This window comes from Bacteroides cellulolyticus (assembly GCF_025567135.1).
GTDB classification, from domain to species: domain Bacteria; phylum Bacteroidota; class Bacteroidia; order Bacteroidales; family Bacteroidaceae; genus Phocaeicola; species Phocaeicola cellulolyticus.
The window spans coordinates 656,067-675,595 of record NZ_JAOQJJ010000001.1 but is presented as its reverse complement, the minus strand read 5'-3'; the positions used below and the strand labels follow the sequence as shown (position 1 = coordinate 675,595).

General features: G+C 42.2%; 19 protein-coding genes. 9 read left to right on the top strand and 10 right to left on the bottom strand.

The features are described 5' to 3' along the window. Positions 1-160 precede the first annotated feature (160 nt). Positions 161-895, top strand: a complete 735-nt coding sequence (locus OCV82_RS02920; RefSeq protein ID WP_239469579.1) for a UDP-2,3-diacylglucosamine diphosphatase — start codon at positions 161-163, stop codon at positions 893-895. A 93-nt stretch (positions 896-988) separates the two neighbouring features. Here the strand turns inward: OCV82_RS02920 and OCV82_RS02915 are convergent, their stop codons facing one another. Both OCV82_RS02915 and OCV82_RS02910 read right to left on the bottom strand, forming a co-directional pair. Then, positions 989-1,540: an NADH peroxidase gene (locus OCV82_RS02915; RefSeq protein WP_154043018.1), complete on the bottom strand. Its 552-nt coding sequence runs from the start codon at positions 1,538-1,540 to the stop codon at positions 989-991. Between the two features lie 48 nt (positions 1,541-1,588). Further along, complete coding sequence (locus OCV82_RS02910) at positions 1,589-2,011, bottom strand: Fur family transcriptional regulator (protein ID WP_154043017.1); 423 nt, start codon at positions 2,009-2,011, stop codon at positions 1,589-1,591. A gap of 176 nt (positions 2,012-2,187) precedes the next feature. Here OCV82_RS02910 and OCV82_RS02905 point away from each other — a divergent pair, with 176 nt between their 5' ends. After that, entirely contained in the window at positions 2,188-4,125 is a 1,938-nt protein-coding gene (locus OCV82_RS02905; RefSeq protein WP_154043016.1) for an NAD(+) synthase, read from the top strand. Positions 4,126-4,267: 142 nt separating this feature from the next. Here OCV82_RS02905 and OCV82_RS02900 read toward each other — a convergent pair whose 3' ends face one another. The 7 genes from OCV82_RS02900 to OCV82_RS02870 form a co-directional block, all read right to left on the bottom strand. After that, positions 4,268-5,218, bottom strand: a complete 951-nt coding sequence (locus OCV82_RS02900; protein ID WP_154043015.1) for an alpha/beta hydrolase — start codon at positions 5,216-5,218, stop codon at positions 4,268-4,270. Positions 5,219-5,225: 7 nt separating this feature from the next. After that, positions 5,226-5,969, bottom strand: coding sequence for a shikimate dehydrogenase family protein (locus tag OCV82_RS02895; protein WP_154043014.1), 744 nt, complete (start codon positions 5,967-5,969; stop codon positions 5,226-5,228). A gap of 18 nt (positions 5,970-5,987) precedes the next feature. After that, positions 5,988-6,728, bottom strand: coding sequence for a bifunctional demethylmenaquinone methyltransferase/2-methoxy-6-polyprenyl-1,4-benzoquinol methylase UbiE (ubiE, locus tag OCV82_RS02890; protein ID WP_154043080.1), 741 nt, complete (start codon positions 6,726-6,728; stop codon positions 5,988-5,990). Between the two features lie 68 nt (positions 6,729-6,796). After that, positions 6,797-7,741, bottom strand: coding sequence for a phosphoribosylaminoimidazolesuccinocarboxamide synthase (locus OCV82_RS02885; RefSeq protein WP_154043013.1), 945 nt, complete (start codon positions 7,739-7,741; stop codon positions 6,797-6,799). A 39-nt stretch (positions 7,742-7,780) separates the two neighbouring features. Further along, on the bottom strand, positions 7,781-8,809 hold the full coding sequence (locus tag OCV82_RS02880) for a PhoH family protein (RefSeq protein ID WP_154043012.1): 1,029 nt from the start codon (positions 8,807-8,809) through the stop codon (positions 7,781-7,783). Between the two features lie 103 nt (positions 8,810-8,912). Then, the gene (locus tag OCV82_RS02875) at positions 8,913-9,539 is read right to left on the bottom strand and encodes a lysine exporter LysO family protein (RefSeq protein ID WP_154043011.1); all 627 of its coding nucleotides are present in this window, start codon (positions 9,537-9,539) and stop codon (positions 8,913-8,915) included. Continuing rightward, entirely contained in the window at positions 9,529-9,813 is a 285-nt protein-coding gene (locus OCV82_RS02870; protein ID WP_154043010.1) for a LysO family transporter, read from the bottom strand. The genes OCV82_RS02875 and OCV82_RS02870 overlap by 11 nt, the downstream gene beginning before the upstream one ends. 373 nt (positions 9,814-10,186) lie before the next feature. Here OCV82_RS02870 and OCV82_RS02865 point away from each other — a divergent pair, with 373 nt between their 5' ends. The 5 genes from OCV82_RS02865 to OCV82_RS02845 are packed head-to-tail and all read left to right on the top strand — an operon-like array spanning position 10,187 to position 15,048. Beyond that, positions 10,187-10,696 carry an ECF transporter S component gene (locus tag OCV82_RS02865; protein ID WP_154043009.1) on the top strand — a complete coding sequence of 170 codons (510 nt, stop codon included), beginning with the start codon at positions 10,187-10,189 and terminating at the stop codon, positions 10,694-10,696. Positions 10,697-10,710: 14 nt separating this feature from the next. Continuing rightward, positions 10,711-10,917 carry a Sec-independent protein translocase subunit TatA/TatB gene (locus OCV82_RS02860; protein ID WP_154043008.1) on the top strand — a complete coding sequence of 69 codons (207 nt, stop codon included), beginning with the start codon at positions 10,711-10,713 and terminating at the stop codon, positions 10,915-10,917. Positions 10,918-10,919: 2 nt separating this feature from the next. Beyond that, the gene (tatC, locus tag OCV82_RS02855) at positions 10,920-11,720 is read left to right on the top strand and encodes a twin-arginine translocase subunit TatC (RefSeq protein WP_154043007.1); all 801 of its coding nucleotides are present in this window, start codon (positions 10,920-10,922) and stop codon (positions 11,718-11,720) included. 22 nt (positions 11,721-11,742) lie between these two features. Continuing rightward, complete coding sequence (locus OCV82_RS02850) at positions 11,743-13,377, top strand: M23 family metallopeptidase (RefSeq protein ID WP_262542832.1); 1,635 nt, start codon at positions 11,743-11,745, stop codon at positions 13,375-13,377. 24 nt (positions 13,378-13,401) lie between these two features. After that, on the top strand, positions 13,402-15,048 hold the full coding sequence (locus tag OCV82_RS02845) for a C69 family dipeptidase (RefSeq protein ID WP_154043006.1): 1,647 nt from the start codon (positions 13,402-13,404) through the stop codon (positions 15,046-15,048). 35 nt (positions 15,049-15,083) lie between these two features. On the opposite strand, the gene clpB is transcribed toward OCV82_RS02845, so the two are convergent. After that, the gene (gene clpB, locus OCV82_RS02840; RefSeq protein ID WP_154043005.1) at positions 15,084-17,672 is read right to left on the bottom strand and encodes an ATP-dependent chaperone ClpB; all 2,589 of its coding nucleotides are present in this window, start codon (positions 17,670-17,672) and stop codon (positions 15,084-15,086) included. 261 nt (positions 17,673-17,933) lie between these two features. On the opposite strand from clpB, the gene OCV82_RS02835 reads away from it, so the two are divergent. Together OCV82_RS02835 and OCV82_RS02830 are read left to right on the top strand one after the other, a co-directional pair. After that, complete coding sequence (locus tag OCV82_RS02835) at positions 17,934-18,515, top strand: DUF6621 family protein (RefSeq protein WP_154043004.1); 582 nt, start codon at positions 17,934-17,936, stop codon at positions 18,513-18,515. A gap of 96 nt (positions 18,516-18,611) precedes the next feature. After that, positions 18,612-19,514: a LysR substrate-binding domain-containing protein gene (locus OCV82_RS02830; RefSeq protein ID WP_154043003.1), complete on the top strand. Its 903-nt coding sequence runs from the start codon at positions 18,612-18,614 to the stop codon at positions 19,512-19,514. The last annotated feature ends 15 nt before the right edge of the window (positions 19,515-19,529 follow it).

Genomic DNA, 19,529 nt, shown 5'->3' with positions numbered 1-19,529 from the left:
TTAATCTGCTTTAAGACGGTTTTCAACTGTCTGCCCAACTTCTGCGTTTTTCTTTTAACTCCCTAATTATCAAATCCTGTTGCGTTAATCTGCTGCGATTCGGCGGATATTCCAGAGATTTTTTGTAAGTTTGTATCAGCATTAATAAACAATCATACACTTGAAAAAGCATTATAAGACAATAATATTATCAGACCTTCATTTGGGAATGCCTCATGCCAAGGTAAATGAACTTATTCAGTTTCTTCGTTCGGTATCGTGCGAACGGTTGATTCTGAATGGTGATATTATTGATGGGTGGTACATACACAAGCATCCAAAGTGCGCTTGGAGAAGTGACCTTATGCGTCTGTTCCGTACCATATCGGAGATGATGAAGAATAGCACGTCTGATGTTATTTATACATACGGCAATCACGATGACTTCATGCAGAGGTATGTAGGTAAGGTGATAGTAGGTATAAAAGTATTCAGAGACTTTACTCTCTCAAGTGGAGGCAAGAAGTTCCTTGTTACGCATGGTGATTGTTTCGATACCGTAAACCGTAAAGCCACATGGCTCTCAAAAGTTGGAGCTTCATGCTACGAGTTTCTTCTTTTCTTGAATGAATTCTATAACAAATACAGGGCTTTTCGCCATAAACAGCCGTTCTCTTTCGCTCAGGTAATTAAGCGATGGACAAAAAAACTTGTCTCAAACTTTACTAATTTTGAGAAACAGATAACAGACTTTGCCGTAAAAAATAATTACGACGGTATTATTTGCGGACATATCCATCACCCGGAAGATACTCATCTTGGAAATATCCGCTATCTTAATTCCGGTGACTGGATTGAGAATAAATCAGTTCTGATAGAAGATGAAGATCAGAACTGGAAAGTCCTGATGGCATAATTCTGATTTATTCCTTTTTTTTGATGTGATAATAAAAAAATACCAGACATACCTTCCGGTATGCCTGGCATAAACCTATTCTGTAATAGTAAATTATTTCTTGAAGTATCTGTTGTACAAACCTTCGAAACCTTTTCCGTGACGAGCTTCGTCCTTAGCCATTTCGTGAACTGTATCGTGGATAGCGTCAAGGTTAAGAGCTTTAGCGCGAGTAGCGATACGTTTCTTGTCAGCGCAAGCACCGCTTTCAGCGTTCATACGCTTTTCAAGGTTAGTCTTAGTATCCCATACGCAGTCACCAAGAAGTTCAGCAAACTTAGCAGCGTGTTCAGCTTCTTCCCAAGCGTAACGTTTGAAAGCTTCAGCTACTTCTGGATAGCCTTCGCGGTCAGCCTGACGGCTCATAGCCAAGTACATACCTACTTCTGTACATTCGCCCATGAAGTGGTTGTTAAGGTCTTTAATCATTTCTTCGTCGCAACCTTTAGCTACACCGATAACGTGTTCGTCTGCAAACTGAAGACCACCTTCTGTTTCTTCCATTTCTTTGAATTTAGAAGCAGGAGCTTTACACAATGGACACTTTTCAGGAGCTGAATCACCTTCGTGGATATAACCACATACTGTACAGATAAATTTCTTCATAATAGTAATAAGTTAGTTAGTTGTTAAATTAATATTTTCAGTCCGACTTTAGTTTTTGTCGGAGTTGTTATTTCTACATTCAGGACAGACACCTTTGTAATAGCTGTGAACTTCTTCCACGCTAAAACCTTTTTCTGTCATTTCGTTCATTTTGTTTTCGTTTATATGCATTGGCATATCGAAAATCCTACCGCAGCATTTGCACTGGAAGTGTGCATGGGCAGATGTATCGCCATCGAAACAAGCATTACGTTCGTCTATCGTAAGCATCTTTGCGGCTCCATGTTCAACAAACAACTTCAAAGTGTTATATACTGTTGTTTTTGAAAGGGTAGGAATATCATCATGCAAAGCCATATAAATCTCATCAATACACGGATGAGTATGATTCTTTAGGAGATAGTCCATAATTGCGATGCGTTGTACGGATGGCTTGATGTTGTAATTAAGCAAATATTCGTAAACGTTCATACTCTCTTTCAATTATGTAATTATTACAATTTTATTTCAATGGCAAAGATACAAACTTTTTTCTAAACTACAAGTTCCAAACTTACTTTTTTGTTTTTTTTACTTTTAACTTAACCGCTGTGCAAAGGAATAATTTGTATTTTTGCACAGACTATACATTATATATAACAAATTATATGAAATTTGGTTTTGTAAAAGTGGCGGCTGCTATACCGGCGGTAAAGGTGGCCGACTGTAAATTCAATGCGCAACAGACAGAAGCACAGATTATGGTGGCTGACGGTAAAGGTGTGCAGATAGTGATTTTCCCTGAATTGAATTTAACGGGATATTCATGTGGCGATCTCTTTTCGCATAAACTGCTGATAGAACAGGCTGAAATGGCTTTGATGCAGGTTATGAATAATACACGCCAACTGGATATTATATCTATAGTAGGCATGCCGGTAGTGGTTAACTCAACTTTGGCAAATTGTGCTGTAGTCTTTCAGAAAGGAAAGATTCTTGGAGTAGTGCCTAAAACTTATCTTCCCAATTATAAGGAATTCTATGAGCAGAGATGGTTCGCATCATCACTTACATATACCGGAGTTTCTTCAATAAGATTATGCGGACAGGTTGTGCCGTTTGGCAAGAATCTGCTTTTCGATACGTCGGATACATGTTTTGGAATAGAAATATGCGAGGATGTATGGGCTCCGGTTCCTCCAAGTTCCGAACTGGTACTAAAGGGAGCAGAGATAATATTCAATATGTCTGCTGATACTGAGAACATCGCAAAACATCAATATCTGCGTTCGTTGCTGGCACAGCAGTCAGCACGCTGTCTGGCTGGATATGTTTTCGCATCAAGCGGTTTTGGAGAATCTACAACAGACGTGGTGTTTGCCGGCAATGCACTTATTTATGAGAATGGAACCCTGCTTGCGGAGGCTGAACGTTTTTCATTCAACGAGCAATTGGTTGTCAGTGAAATAGATGTGGAACGTCTGCGTGGAGAACGTCTTGTAAATACCACATTTGCTGCCAGTGTCAGGGCATACGCTTCAGGAGAGGTACAGCATATTCAGTCTGAGCTTGTAAACAGCCGTGATTTGTCGCTTACAAGATATATAGATCCTCATCCGTTCATACCTGCAGGCGGAAAGCTTCTTGACGAAAGATGTGAAGAGATATTTTCTATTCAGGTGGCAGGGCTCGCAAAACGACTTGTACACACAAACTGCAAGACCGTGGTAGTGGGAATATCCGGTGGACTGGATTCTACGCTCGCTCTTCTTGTGTGTGTAAAGACTTTCGACAAGCTGGGATTGCCACGTAAGGGTATAGTAGGTATCACAATGCCGGGATTCGGAACAACAGACCGTACATACAACAATGCCCTTACACTGATGAGTTCTCTTCAGGTCACTACCAAGGAAATCAGCATCAAGGATGCCTGCATACAGCATTTCAAGGATATTGAGCATGACATGTCTATACATGATGTTACATATGAAAACGGCCAGGCACGCGAACGTACACAAATCCTTATGGATTATGCCAACAAGATTGGCGGTCTGGTGATTGGTACGGGAGACTTGTCTGAACTTGCTCTCGGTTGGGCTACTTATAATGGCGACCACATGTCTATGTACGGTGTGAATGCCAGCATCCCTAAGACGCTGGTACGTTATCTTGTAAACTGGGTGGCTCAGACCGGTGTAGATGTAATTTCCCGTAACACTCTGCTTGACATTATAGATACTCCTATCAGTCCGGAACTTATTCCTGCCGACGAAAACGGAAATATCAAGCAGAAGACTGAAGACTTGGTTGGTCCGTATGAGCTCCATGACTTCTTCCTGTATTATTTCCTCAGATTCGGTATGCGTCCTGCAAAGATTTTCTATCTTGCAGAGATTGCTTTCAGAGGAACATACGACAGTACTACTATAAAGAAATGGCTTACTAATTTCTGCCGCCGTTTCTTTAATCAGCAGTTCAAGCGCTCATGTCTTCCTGACGGGCCTAAGGTAGGTTCCGTATCACTCAGTCCTAGAGGAGATTGGCGTATGCCTAGTGATGCCAGTGCGGCAATGTGGCTCAAGGAATGTGAGGAACTTGTAGGCTGATTTGATAGAATACAATGATGAAATCATCGTGACACGTTCGTGTTACACGCGTTACACGTACGTGTCACTATCGTCACACGAACGTGTTCCGGTCGTTACACGTTCGTGTGACGCTTTTTATATAAGGGTTTTAGTGATTCTATTAGTCGATATACTTGTCAGTAAACGCTTTTACCCTCTTTGTATATTCTTCAGGATAGTTTTTATACGATGTGGCATGGTCAGTCTCAGGCACAATCCATATTTCTTTCGGCTCTGATTTCGCGGCATATACTTCGTTCACCATGTATGTAGGAACGAAATCATCCTTGTCGCCATGTATGAAAAACATCGGTTTGTCGCATTTCTTTACTTGTTCTATAGCTGAAGCTTCATGGAAATTCCATCCGTTCTGAATTTCGCAAATCCAGCTGGCAGTGTATAGCAGTGGGAATGCCGGCAGATTGAACTGTTCTTTAAGCTCCTTTTTGAACTGTTCCCAAACGCTGGTATAACCGCAGTCCTCTACAAAACATCTTATATATTCAGGCAAGACTTCACCCGAAGTCATCATAGTGGTTGCTGCCCCCATTGATATTCCGTGCACAACAGCCTGTATAGAGTCGCCGAAAATACCCGGAGTCAGGTTTATCCATTCCTTTACGTCAAGACGGTCCAGCCATCCCATCTGTATGGCATCGCCTCCGCTCAGTCCGGTATATCTCAGGTCAGGAACTATAATGTTGTAATCCAAAGACTGATTGTACATATATCCGATGTGGAACATTCTTATGGCGCTATCGGTATAGCCATGTACAATTACCGCTGTCTTTTTGGTCGGGTGTGATGCATATGCATAATAAGCATGCAGTTTGATTCCATCCTTGGCAGTTATAAATGTATCTTTTAGCAGTTGGTTTCCCTGAAGGCTGTCCAACCATCCATTTATTTGAGGATAGGTCTCGCGCATGTACGCTTCAGATCCGGCCAGATCCTTACCTCTGTTTTCAGGACGAAGTGAGTAGTCTATCATGTAAAGACTTCCACCTATCAGTCCGCCAACTATTATTACTACAATAACTGTGAGGCTGATAATTAATTTCTTATGTTTCATGTCTGTCTTATTTGTTCCAAATTTCCCAAGCTCCAAAAGCCTGAAGCAGAAGCATCTCAAGACCGTTTTTTACTACTGCACCTTTCTCTCCACCGTTTTTCATAAATAGTGTTGTATCAGGATTGTACAGCAAATCATAGAGTAAATGTTCAGGAGTGAGATATTCGTATGGTATTTTAGGGCATTCGTCTGCTTTTGGGTACATACCTGTAGGTGTACAATTTACTATTACCTTGTATTCGTTCATAATCTCCGGAGTTATGTCGTCGTAAGTAATAGTATTTTCATTTCTTTTGGCTCTTGAAACGAATTTTGTTTCCAGTCCCAGTTTGTGCAATCCGTAGTTGATGGCTTTTGATGCTCCTCCTGTTCCCAGAATAAGGGCTTTCTTGTGGTGAGGCTCCAATAGAGATTCAATGGACTGGGTGAATCCCATTACGTCAGAGTTATAGCCTATAAGTTTCAGTTTGCCTTTGTTCTTTTCTATTTTTATTACGTTTACTGCTCCTATTGCAGCAGCGTCGGCATCCAGTTCATCCAGGTATCCGATAACCTGTTCCTTGTATGGTATAGTCACATTCAGTCCGCAGAGGGTAGGGTTGGATTTTATAACTTTATTGAATTCCTCTATGGATGGTATTTCAAAATTAACGTACTCGGCATCAATATTTTCTGAATGAAATTTTTCGTTGAAAAAATTTTTAGAGAATGAATGTCCCAAAGGGTAGCCGATTAAACCAAATTTCTTCATTGTAGTAAAAATTTTAAGTTATTTTGTTGCAAAGTAAAGAGTGCAAATACCAAATGTAAGTCTTTTGAATGTCACTTTGCTGAATCCTGCCTTGTAAAGAATTTGTTGCATAACTTCTCCTTGCGGGAAAGCCTTGATGGATTGCGGCAGGTATGTGTATGCACTGTTGTCTTTCGATAGTAACTTTCCGATTGTTGGAATTACGACTTTCGAGTAGATGGCATAAAGCTGTTTCATTGGGAATGTTTCCGGTTCGGACAGTTCCAGAATGACCAGATGTCCGCCTGTGGTCAATACGCGGTGCATCTCTGCCAGCCCTTTGTCCAGGTTCTCGAAGTTACGTACTCCGAATGCCACTGTTATGGCATCGAATCTGTTGTCGGGAAATGTGAGAGAAGTACAGTCTTCCTTGGCGAAGGATATCTGTCTGTCCAGCCCCGACTGTCTTACTTTTTCACGTCCTACATTCATCATACCCTCCGAGATATCTGTACCTATAAGTTCTTCAGGCTGAAGTACACGGCATGCCTGTATAGCAAAATCGCCAGTTCCTGTAGCCACGTCCATCATGTGCATCGGTCGGTATGGCTTGAGCATGTTGATGGCTTTGCGTCGCCAGCTCTTGTCAATGCCAAGCGAAAGTACGTGGTTCAGATTATCGTAAGTAGGAGCGATGTTGTCGAACATTTTTTCTACCTGTGCGGCTTTGCTTTCGTCTTGATTATAAGGTTTGATGTTTTCTTGAGGATAGTTTGACATGTTGTGAGTTAGTGTAGGATTTGTGGATAGAATATATGATGGGCGGGAAGAATCCCGCCCTGTCATAATTATTTCAAGTATTCAGTAACGTTCTTTTCGATGCGTGATGCAAGTTCAGCTGTATCAGCCTTTACGAATGTTTCACCAGTGATGTGTTCGTAAAGTTCGATATAACGTTCGCTGATTGAGTTTACTATTTCCGGAGTCATTTCAGGAACAGTCTGTCCTTCCTTACCCTGGAAACCGTTAGCCATCAGCCATTCGCGTACGAATTCCTTAGAAAGCTGTTTCTGAGGTTCGCCTTTTTCGAAGCGTTCTTCGTAACCTTCTGAATAGAAGTAGCGGCTTGAGTCAGGAGTATGGATTTCGTCCATCAGATAAATCTGACCGTTGTGCTTACCGAATTCGTATTTAGTGTCAACGAGGATAAGACCGCGTTCAGCAGCCATCTGTGTACCGCGTTCGAACAAAGCCAGAGTATATTTCTCCAGTGTAGCATATTCTTCAGGAGTAGCAAGACCTTTAGCGAGGATTTCTTCTTTAGAGATATCCTCATCGTGCATACCCATTTCAGCCTTAGTGGTAGGAGTGATGATTGGTGTAGGGAATTTCTGGTTCTCGCGCATACCTTCTGGAAGTTTCACACCGCAGATTTCGCGAACACCGCTCTTGTAAGCACGCCATGCGCTACCGCACAAGTAACCGCGAACAATCATTTCTACAGGGAAACCTTCGCACATTACACCTACAGTGACCATTGGGTCCGGAGTAGCGAGTTTCCAGTTTGGACAGATGTCAGTTGTAGCATCAAGGAATTTGGCTGCAATCTGGTTCAACATCTGGCCTTTGTAAGGAATACCTTCAGGCAAAACAACGTCGAATGCCGAGATACGGTCTGTTGCAACCATGACTAATTTTTCACCGTTGATGTTATAAACATCGCGAACTTTTCCGTGGTAAACACTCTTCTGACCAGGAAAGTTGAAGTCTGTTTTTGTTAATGCTTTACTCATCTTTTCTATATATTTTAGGAAGTAAATATGTTGTTTCCATTATTGTTTTGACGCAGCTTTCTTTTCAGTTTTTTCAGCCTTGTCCTTTTCTTCTTTTTCTGCTTTCGCTTTCTCCGCTTTTTCGGATTTTACTTTCTCTTCAAATTTCTCGTAAGCCTCCACAATTCTTGTTACCAGTTTGTGTCTTACGATATCCTTTTTGTTAAGCTCTATGAAACTGATGCCTTTCACTCCTTTCAGGATTTTCATTGCCTGCACCAAGCCTGATGTCTGCGACGAAGGAAGGTCAATCTGCGTCATATCGCCTGTGATAATCATCTTGGTGTTCATACCCATACGTGTAAGGAACATCTTTATCTGCTGTGTAGTAGTGTTCTGCGCTTCATCGAGGATTACTACCGCATCGTTTAGCGTACGTCCGCGCATGAAAGCCAGTGGAGCTATCTGTATGATGTTCAGTTCCATGTATTCCTTCAGTTTGGCAGCAGGAATCATGTCTTGCAGAGCATCGTACAGCGGTTGCAGATATGGGTCTATCTTGTCCTTCATGTCTCCCGGCAGGAATCCCAGTTTCTCTCCTGCCTCTACAGCCGGACGGCTTAATATGATTTTTTTGATTTCCTTGTTTTTGAGAGCTCTCACAGCAAGAGCTATTGCGGTATAAGTTTTGCCCGAACCGGCCGGTCCTATGGCGAATATCATATCGTTTTTTTCGAAATCCTTTACCAGTTTCAGCTGATTGGGACTTCTCGGAATGATAGGTTTTCCGGTGACGCTGAACACGATAGCCTCGCTGTTCTTTTCTATTTTTGTGTTTTTGCCTTTTACTATGTCCAGAATAACTTCCTCGTCGAGCGAGTTATATATCGAGCAGTGTTTTTCCAGTGCTGTCACAGCTTCTTCGAAGGCACACATTTCCTCCTCGTCTCCCATTATCTTTATGACATTTCCTCTAGCCACTATCCTAAGTTTGGGAAACAGAGCTTTAATCATTTGCATGTTGACGTTGTTCACGCCATAGAAGATAACCGGATCGATATCTTCAAGTACAATATGTTTTTCTATCATTCAGTCAAATTCAATATCCTTTAGTTTTGTATATTTTTCTGCAAATTTAATGAATCCTTTTGATTGTTATGTACAAACAGGTATAAAAAATGCCGGCTTATGACTAAAGCCGGCAAAAAAATGATACGAAAAACGGTACCGTAAGGTCTATCAATATTCCGTGGAAAATTGCTACGGGAATCATGTCTTTTCCTGAATACCTTGTTATAATAGGTAGTACTACATCCATAGAGTTTACTCCGGCAGCTGATATAGGTGCCAGTTTGCCGAAATATTTCACTAGCAGCGGTGTTCCCAGAAGAGCCATCATCTCGCGGAAGATATTCGAAAGAAGGGCAATGGTTCCCAACTCTGTGGCAAGCTGAATGCCGAGTGATGCTTCCTTGAACTGTGTGATCAGTATTGATGACAGTGAGTAATAGGCAAATCCGCTACCCACAGCCAGACAGTCGAAAATGCTCCATTGCGAAAGAAGCAGACTGGCAAATGCCGAAAACAGTAGTGTGCCGATAATAGTGGCAAGAGGTATGAGCAGATATTTAGGACGTATATCCTTTACTATAGACTTCAGATCCTTGCTCGAACCTATGCTTAGTCCCACCTGCAGCATAAGTGCATACAGTATATACATTGACAGATTGCTCTTCTGCAAGTCGAGAGGTATGATGTCCAGTACTCCCAATATGCAACCTGCCATAAAAAACAGAAGAACAATCATGCTACCCTTCATGGCTTTCTCCTTTCTTGAAAAACAGTGTCAGTACCAGCCATGCCGCGATGATGCTTCCGCAAGTAGCCGAGAACGCTATTATTGCCGCCTGCCATCCGAAGCTTCCCAGGTTTTCTATTATCCTGTCGTTCGATCCTACTGACAGCCCCATTATGAACAAAAGCAATATGATAGTATAAGAAATGGTCTTTTCTGTTTTTTTCAGAAAATCCAGGTTTCTGAAAATATAACCCAAAATAATTCCTGTGAACATTGTTCCTATGATTGTAAACATAACCGTACTATATTAAAAATGAGAGAATATGATTGCCTTGGGATACATATATAATGTACCTCTTAATAAAGAAAAACGATATGTAGAAGTTATGCTTATTCGAATCCGCTGAACCAATGAACGGACGCACTGCGATGTCCGAACGTAAGATAAATTCGGAGCGGAGTGTGAGGCTGTATGTATGTCAGAAGTTTGTTCATTGGTAGTCTGTTTATTTTGTTTTGCGATGCAAAGGTATGATGAAATTGCATATTTTCCAAATATTTATAAGTTTTTCCTTTTCAGCGGAAATTATTTCATTCATTATATGATTGATAATTGTATGAAAGTAATAACTTTGCAACTATTAATAATGAAAACATTTATATTTGATATGAATACAGCATTTAACTTTGTTTCTTTATCCTACAGGCAGAGCAGGACATATCTGTTTTCTGTGCTCTTCGTACTTGGAAATATTCTTCTGCCTCAGTTGTGTCATCTGGTTCATCTAGGTGGTCCTACTATGTTGCCTATTTATTTTTTCACTCTGGTTGGGGCATATAAATATGGAATGAAGCTTGGTTTGCTTGTTGCAATCCTTTCTCCTTTGGTAAATTCGTTTTTCTTCGGAATGCCAGTACCGGCTTTGCTTCCGGCTATAATATGTAAGTCTGTATTGCTTGCTGTAGCTGCAGGATTTTTGGCTAGCCGTACCGGAAAGCTTTCTATATTCTCACTTATGGGTGTCGTACTGTTTTATCAGATAGTAGGCGGGATGGCAGAATGGGCTATAAGTGGCAGTCTTGACGCAGCTCTTCAGGACTTCAGAATAGGTGTTCCGGGAATGCTTCTTCAGATTTTCGGAGGATATTGGCTTTTAAAATCGATTTCAAAAATTTAAATTCATAAAAACATATGACAACATTATTACTATTGGGGATAGGGATGCAGGAAGTCCTGCTTATCGGACTTATTTTTTTGCTTTTGTTTGGTGGAAAGAAGATACCTGAACTGATGAAAGGATTGGGTAAAGGAGTAAAGAGTTTCAAGGATGGAGTGAAAGGTATAGAGGACGATATCGAGATGTCCGATAAGGAAAACAAGGATAAGAAAGAGCAGTAAAGGTGGAACAGGACGAGAAAGTAATGACATTTTGGGATCACTTGGACGAATTGCGAAGTGTCCTGTTTCGTATAGTCGTTGTTGTAGCGCTATTTACAATTCTTGGATTTTGTCTCAAGGATCAGCTTTTTGCTGTTGTACTGGCACCTAAGGAATCCGATTTCATTTTTTATAGGTTTCTTTGCCGTTTGTCCGAGTTGCTTGGTATGCCGGGGTTATGTCCAGGCGAATTCACCTCCACGCTCATCAATACCCAGTTGGCTGGTCAGTTTATGATGCACGCCATGGTGTCCATATATGCAGGCCTGATAGTAGCTTCACCATACATTATTTATAAATTGTTTCATTTTATATCGCCTGCGTTATATGAGAATGAACGCAAATACTCTGTTCGTGTAGTAACGAGCGGATACCTGCTGTTTATTATCGGTGTATTGGTAAACTATTTTATCATATTCCCGCTTACATTCCGTTTCTTGGCATCATATCAGGTGAGCCTTGATGTTCAGAACACAATAATGCTTTCATCGTATATCGACACGCTGATGCTTCTGAGCCTGTTAATGGGAATAGTTTTCGAGATACCTGTAGTTTGCTGGTTCCTTGCCAAAATAGGGGTTTTGCATTCTTCATTCATGCAGAAATACAGAAAGCATGCATATGTTGTGGCACTTATAGTGGCGGCTGTGATTACTCCTACATCTGATATATTTACATTGTTGCTTGTTTCAGTACCTATATTTGTATTATACGAAGCAAGTATTCTTATAGTTAGAAATGTTGATAAGAATGTCGATGATTGATTTAAGAAAAATTTTTTTTGCTATGCTTTGTTGTGTTGCCTCGGTTTCATATGCCGGTGATACTATAAAGTATTGTGCGCCATTGGATTTTCCGCTATTACTCAGCGCCAATTTCGGCGAACTGAGACCAAACCATTTTCATAACGGCCTTGATTTCAAGACAAAAGGAACTGTAGGGCATCCTGTAAGATGTATTGCCGACGGATATGTGTCGCGTGTGGCTGTCCAGCATGGAGGATACGGACAGGCTATATATATCACTCACCCAGACGGACATACATCCGTCTATGGTCATGTCATTTCGTTTGCTCCCGAAGTTGAGAAATACGTAAGGGAATATCAGTATGCCAACGAGACTTTTGTCTGTTATCTATATCCCGAACCTGGACGTTTCAAGTTCAAGAAGGGCGACATCATAGCATTGAGCGGTAATGAAGGTTCATCTGCCGGCCCTCATCTTCATCTTGAAATAAGAAAAACCGGTACAGATGAATATCTTGACCCTATGCCTTATTTCAGCAGCAAGATAAAGGATACCAAGGCACCTAAGGCAAACTTTATCGGACTTTATCCTGTAAGAGGTAAAGGAGTAGTGGAAGGCTCGACCAATAAAAAGATTTATCCTGTGGCATCAATCAAGTCGCCGGTTACTGTATGGGGGCAGATATATGCTGCCATCAGTGCCAAGGATTATATGGACGGCACATCCAATTTCTATGGAGTACATTCCGTAACTCTTTATGTCGATTCTGTTGAGGTGTTCAACAGTAAGACGGACAGGGTTCTTCCCGATGAAAACAGAATGATAAATACCTTTACAGATTATGATGAACTTGTGCGTTCACGCAGATTGATGATGCGTTCGTACAAGTCGCCTGGAAACAAGCTGCGTCTGCATCATGTAGGCGAGGGCAGGGGTATTGTGAATATAGACTGCGAAAGGGATTATAAGTTTGTCTATGTCCTTGAGGATAATTTCGGGAATAAGAATAAATACCGTTTTACGGTGAGAGGGAAAAGGCAGGATATTCCGGAATACCGTATGAAAGGAGAGGAACTGTTGCAGTCTTCTCATACGGCCATTATCCAGCGTCCTGGTATGGAATTCATTATACCGAAAGGAATGCTTTACGATGATACGGAGGTAAGTGTTGGCATTACAGCCGAAGACACAACAGCCGTTTCGCTTGAATATGACATTGATGCAGGAAACACTCCGCTTCACGGTTATTGTCCTTTGGCTATAGGAGTAAGAAAACTGAATACTGTATCTCCCGATAAATACTATATCAGGCAGATTGACGGCAGGAGGACATACTACGTTGGAGGTAAATACGACAATGGCTGGATGAGGGCAAAGGTACGTAACTTCGGAAAATATTCTGTGGCTGTTGACACTGTTCCTCCTTCTGTCGTTCCGCTTGATAAGGCAAAATGGCGTTCCACTTCGAATATCCGTTTCAAGGTGTCCGACAAGGCTACAGGGATAGCTTCCTATAAAGTATATATCGATGGAAAGTTCGTTCTCTTCGGTATGAAGAAAGATATTCTTGTCATTCAGGATAAGGAAAAAGTAAAGAGGGGAGTTCCTCACAAGCTCGAAGTCGTGGTGACCGACAATTGCGGAAACGAAACACGTAAACAATTAAATTTCTAAATAAATATTCAATCACAAACGCTTATGACAAACAGAGTGTTAATGGCTGTGGTAATGCTTACAGCCTTTGTAGTAAACGGTTGGGCTTGTACCAACTTTATTGTCGGTAAGAAAGCGTCTGCCGACGGTTCAGTAATAGTGTCTTATTCTGCCGACTCTTACGGTATGTTCGGATGGTTGTATCACTATCCTGCCGCTACACATCCTGATGGTGCCATGCGTGATATTCACGACTGGGATACCGGAAAGTATCTCGGACAGATCAAGGAGGCAAAGCAGACATACAATGTAGTGGGTAATATGAACGAATATCAGGTTACTATCGGCGAAACCACATTCGGAGGTCGTCCTGAACTGGTCGATACAACAGGTATCATGGACTACGGAAGCCTGATTTATGTAGCTCTCCAGCGTTCGCGTACAGCCAAGGAAGCCATCAAGGTTATGACAGATCTTGTTAAGGAATACGGCTATTACAGTAGCGGTGAATCATTCTCTATTGCCGATCCTAATGAGGCATGGATAATGGAAATGATTGGTAAGGGTCCCGGTATAAAAGGTGCTGTTTGGGTGGCAGTCCGTATTCCTGATGACTGTATCGCTGCTCATGCCAACCAGAGTCGTATCCACAAATTCAATCTTAATGACAAGGATAACTGCCTTTATTCTCCGGACGTAATTTCGTTCGCTCGTGAAAAAGGCTATTTCACTGGCAAGAACTCTGATTTCAGTTTTGCCGATGCATATTGTCCGCTTGATTTCAGCGGTCTCCGTTTCTGCGAGGCGCGTGTATGGAGTTTCTACAATATGTTCAGCAAGACAACAGGCGATGCTTATCTTCCATACATTCTTGGCGAGAGCAAAGAGCCAATGCCACTTTATATAAAGGCCGATTCAAAACTTTCTGTACGCGATGTTCAGAGAGCTATGCGCGACCATTACGAAGGTACACCGCTTGACATCACTAAGGATTTGGGTGCAGGTCCTTTTGAAACTCCTTACCGTCTTTCTCCTCTTACATTCAAGGTTGACGGAGTGGAATACTTCAACGAACGTCCTATCTCAACACAGCAGAGTGCATTCTCTTTCGTGGCACAGATGCGTGCAAACTTGCCAGACCCTGTAGGTGGTGTATTGTGGTTCGGACTTGATGATGCAAACATGACTGTATTTACTCCGGTTTACTGCTGTACAGACAGAATTCCTGTTCCATACGCTGAAGGAAACGGCGACTGCATCACATTCTCATGGGATTCTGCTTTCTGGATTTACAACTGGGTGGCAGACATGATCCGTCCTCGTTACAGCCTGATGATAGATGATATGCGTGCCGTACAGAATGAGCTTGAAGATACTTTCGAATCTGCTCAGTCAGGAATAGAATCTTCGGCACTGAAGTTGTATCAGGAAAGTCCTGAAAAGGCAAAGGATTTCCTTACAAACTATACTGACATGACTGCCCGTACAACAGTTGACCGCTGGAAGAAACTTGCAGAGTTCCTTATCGTACGTTATAACGACGGTGCGAGAAAACTGGTAAAGAACGGAAAGATGGTTGCTCCTGAAACTGGAAACTGCGCTCCATTGGAACGTCCTGGATATCCTGAAGAATTCTTGAAGGAAGTAGTTAAGGCTACAGGCGACAGATATAAATCAGTTGAATTGAAATAAAAAAAGAGGCCCGAGGGCCTCTTTTTCTGTTATTGTCAGTTGCGGAAACTCAATCCGTCTCCACCACGTTCCACTATGATTGGTTTTGTGCGGTCAACTTCCTGTGAAAGAAGTTTCTTTGACAAGTCGTTGAGCAGATAACGCTGTATCGCACGTTTCACCGGACGGGCACCGAACTCAGGGTCGTAACCTGCTGTAGCTATGAAATCGACAGCCTGGTCAGTCATCTGGAGCTGTACACCGTTCTCTTCAAGCATCTTTCTAATGCCGTTTATCTGCAGACGTACAATCTGTTCTATCTCATTCTTGTTCAATGGTAAGAACATGATAGTTTCGTCTATACGGTTCAGGAACTCAGGACGGATAGTCTTTTTCAGCATATTCATCACTTCGTTCTTGGTTTCCTCTACTATCGTATCATGATTCATCGGAGTGATTTTTTCAAACTGGCTTTGTATGTATGAACTTCCCAAGTTTGAAGTCATGATGATGATAGTATTCTTGAAGTTTACCGTACGTCCCTTGTTATCTGTCAGACGACCATCGTCCAATACCTGAAGCAGGATGTTGAACACGTCAGGATGAGCTTTCTCGATTTCGTCGAACAATACTACAGAGTAAGGTTTACGTCTTACTGCCTCTGTCAACTGTCCGCCTTCATCGTAACCAACGTATCCCGGAGGTGCTCCGATAAGTCTTGACACAGAATGTTTCTCCTGATACTCACTCATATCTATACGCGTCATCAGTGATTCGTCATCGAACAGATATTCTGCCAGTGCCTTGGCCAACTCAGTCTTACCTACACCGGTTGTACCTAGGAAGATGAATGAGCCTATCGGACGTTTAGGATCCTGCAATCCAGCACGGCTACGTCTTACAGCATCGGATACAGCCTGGATAGCCTCGTCCTGACCTATGACACGCTTGTGCAACTCGTCTTCCAGATGAAGAAGTTTTTCGCGTTCGCTTTGCAGCATCTTGCTTACCGGTATTCCGGTCCAGCGTGATACCACATCAGCAATGTCTTCTGCAGTAACCTCTTCCTTGATCATGGCGCTGTCGCCCTGCTTGTGTTTCAGGTCTTCCTGAATATTCTTGATTTCAGCTTCCAGTGCCTGTAACTTGCCGTAACGTATTTCAGCTACACGTCCATAGTCACCCTCACGTTCAGCCTTGTCGGCTTCGAACTTGAGTTGTTCTATTTCCTTTTTGTTCTGCTGAATTTTATTTACAAGTTCCTTCTCGCTTTGCCATTTAGCCTTGTAGGAAGTCTCCTGTTCTTTCAGTTCGGCAATTTCCTTGTTAAGCTGTGCAAGTTTGGCTTCATCCTTTTCACGTTTGATAGCCTCACGCTCGATTTCAAGCTGTTTTAATCGGCGTTCAATTTCGTCAAGCTCCTCAGGCAAAGAGTCACGTTCCATACGCAGTTTTGCTGCAGCCTCGTCCATAAGGTCGATAGCCTTATCCGGCAAGAAACGTTCTGTGATATACCTGTTACTCAATTCAACTGCAGCTATGATAGCTTCGTCTTTGATACGTACCTGATGATGGTTCTCGTATCTTTCCTTCAGACCACGAAGGATTGAAATAGAACTCTGAGTGTCAGGCTCGTCCACCATTACAGTCTGGAAACGACGTTCAAGGGCTTTATCCTTTTCGAAATACTTCTGATATTCGTCAAGTGTGGTAGCACCGATACTTCTAAGTTCGCCACGAGCCAATGCCGGTTTAAGGATGTTTGCGGCATCCATCGCGCCTTCGCCTTTACCTGCACCCACCAGGGTATGTATCTCATCGATGAACAATATTATGTTACCGTCTGATTTTGTTACCTCGTTGATTACAGATTTAAGTCTTTCTTCAAACTCACCTTTGTATTTGGCACCTGCAACCAGCGCACCCATATCGAGTGAGAACAGCTGTTTGTTCTTCAGGTTTTCAGGCACATCACCACGAAGGATACGCTGTGCCAGACCTTCCACGATAGCTGTCTTACCTGTACCCGGTTCACCTATCAGGATAGGGTTGTTCTTTGTACGACGGCTCAAGATCTGAAGTACACGTCTGATTTCCTCGTCACGGCCTATCACCGGGTCCAGCTTTCCTGTACGTGCAGCCTCAATCAGGTTTATCGCATACTTTGAAAGTGACTGATAAGTGTCCTCGCTTGACTGTGAAGTGACTTTCTGTCCCTGTCTAAGTTCGTTGATTGCGGCACGCAATTCCTTGTCGGTCATTCCGGCATCCTTCAGAATTGTTGCCACAGTACTCTTCACATTGAGCAAAGCCAAAAGTATAGCTTCAAGTGAAACGAACTCGTCGCCAAGTTCTTTTGAGTACTCAACTGCCTTTTGCAATACATTGTTGGTATCGCGGCTCAGATAAGCCTCGCCACCGGAAACTTTAGGCAGAGATGCAATCTGACGGTCAAGAACTGTAGCTACCTGCTGGCCGTTTATTCCAAGCTTCTGGAATATGAAGTTGGTTACGTTTTCGCCCACCTTCAATACGCCCGCAAGTATATGTTCCGGCTCTATGGCCTGCTGTCCTCGGCTTTGTGTCAAGTTCACAGCCTCCTGAACAGCCTCTTGCGATTTGATTGTAAAGTTGTTGAAATTCATATATATTCTCCTTTCTTATTTTATACTTTATTGTTATCCAAGAATCTTTTTACCTATTGTTCCAATACCTTGTTGTTATCCTTGTTTTTACCTTTCGTTTTTAATCACGCTTATAATACTCCAAACTTCTTGCCAAAACAGTTTTTAAATGATTATATGTCTAAATGTCAGATACTTAGAGCCTAAGACTGCAATTTTGTCCTTTTTTAGGACAGTTTGTCTGTAAAGTTTTTAGTATCTTTACACGGTAATTGAATTTTTATGGAAAAGAAAATAGAATTTGCACCAAACGTGATGCTTATAGATGCATCATATCTTGATAGAGTAGGCTGCGATATGGCCGAACATTTTTCACCTATATTAAATAGAGAATTACCGAAGGCAGATCTGGCTGCATTGCTTGAATGTCTGGCGCTTGATGCGGGAGTTGTATTAGGGGATAATGCCGTTCAGGTAATTTTTATATATGATTCGGCAGAGCCAAGAATGTCGTTCTGTACCCCGTCTGATTTGGATAAGGAACTCAATAATGTAGCCTTCAAGAGTCAGCTTGGCGAATTTTCCATATACTCTTTCCAGCCGTCAGATATGGCAACGTGCGAGGAATTGTTCAATGAGGCTCTTATGCTGGCAGGCGAATCCAAGGATGTGAAACGTGTTGTAGCTGTTGCCGATGAAGACGCATATCAGCAGAAAACTCATTCCACACTCAATAAAATAAAGGGAAAAGAAAGTGTAACACTGTTTGGTATGAATCCTCCTAAGGATGAGGCTTCATATTCTTTTGAGATGTTAGGCTTTTCAGTGCTTCAGTCATTGGGGATTAAAGCAGAAGAGTTGTAATGTTAGTTTTAAGTTTTTTAGTTATTAGTTTTTAGTTCTATACCTGACAACCAGAAACTAACAACTAAGAACTATTAATTTTAAATTCTTAACTACATGTCCGATTTCCGTCTAAAGGTATTTTATAGTGTGGCGAAGAACCTTAGTTTCACAAAAGCTTCGCAGGAACTATTTGTCAGTCAGCCGGCAGTGACAAAACATGTACACGAGCTGGAAAGCATGTACCACGTGCGTCTGTTCGACCGTATGAACAACAAGATAACCCTGACCGAAGCAGGAAAGGTGATGATGGAACATTGCGAGCGTATCCTTACGGAGTATCGCAAGATGGAATACGACATGCATTTGCTTAATAACGAATATGCGGGAGAACTACGTCTTGGAGCAAGTACAACAATAGCCCAGTACATCCTTCCTCCGATACTGGCAAAGTTTACGGAGAAATATCCACAGATAAAGGTGTCGCTCATCGATACCAACTCCCGTAATGTGGAGAACGCCGTGTCGGAACATACTATAGACCTTGGTATGGTGGAAGGAGTGTTTCGTACTCCGAACTTGAAATACGAGGCGTTTCTTTGTGATGAACTCGTTCCGGTTGTACGTTCGTCGGCATTTCCAGCCGATGTAGAGGAAATAACTCTTGAAGAGTTCTGCAAGATCCCACTTGTTCTTAGGGAAAGAGGTTCTGGAACACTCGATGCTATAGAAACAGTCCTTGCAGAGGAAGGTCTGAAACTTTCGTCACTCAATGTGAGAATGCATTTGGGAAGTACCGAGAGTATCAAGTCATTTCTGGCATGCAGCGATTGCATGGGAATAATCTCAATTGCCGCTTTGGTGAAGGAGTTGGGCGAAGGAATGTTCCGGGTGATTGATGTTTCTGGGCTTCAGTTTACACGTCATTTCTGCTTTGTGTCGGCACAAGGTCAGGAGATTGAGGCTGCACAGTTGTTCATGCGTTTCGTACGTAGCAGTCTTGGTAAAGAAAACAAATAACAATACAATATATAA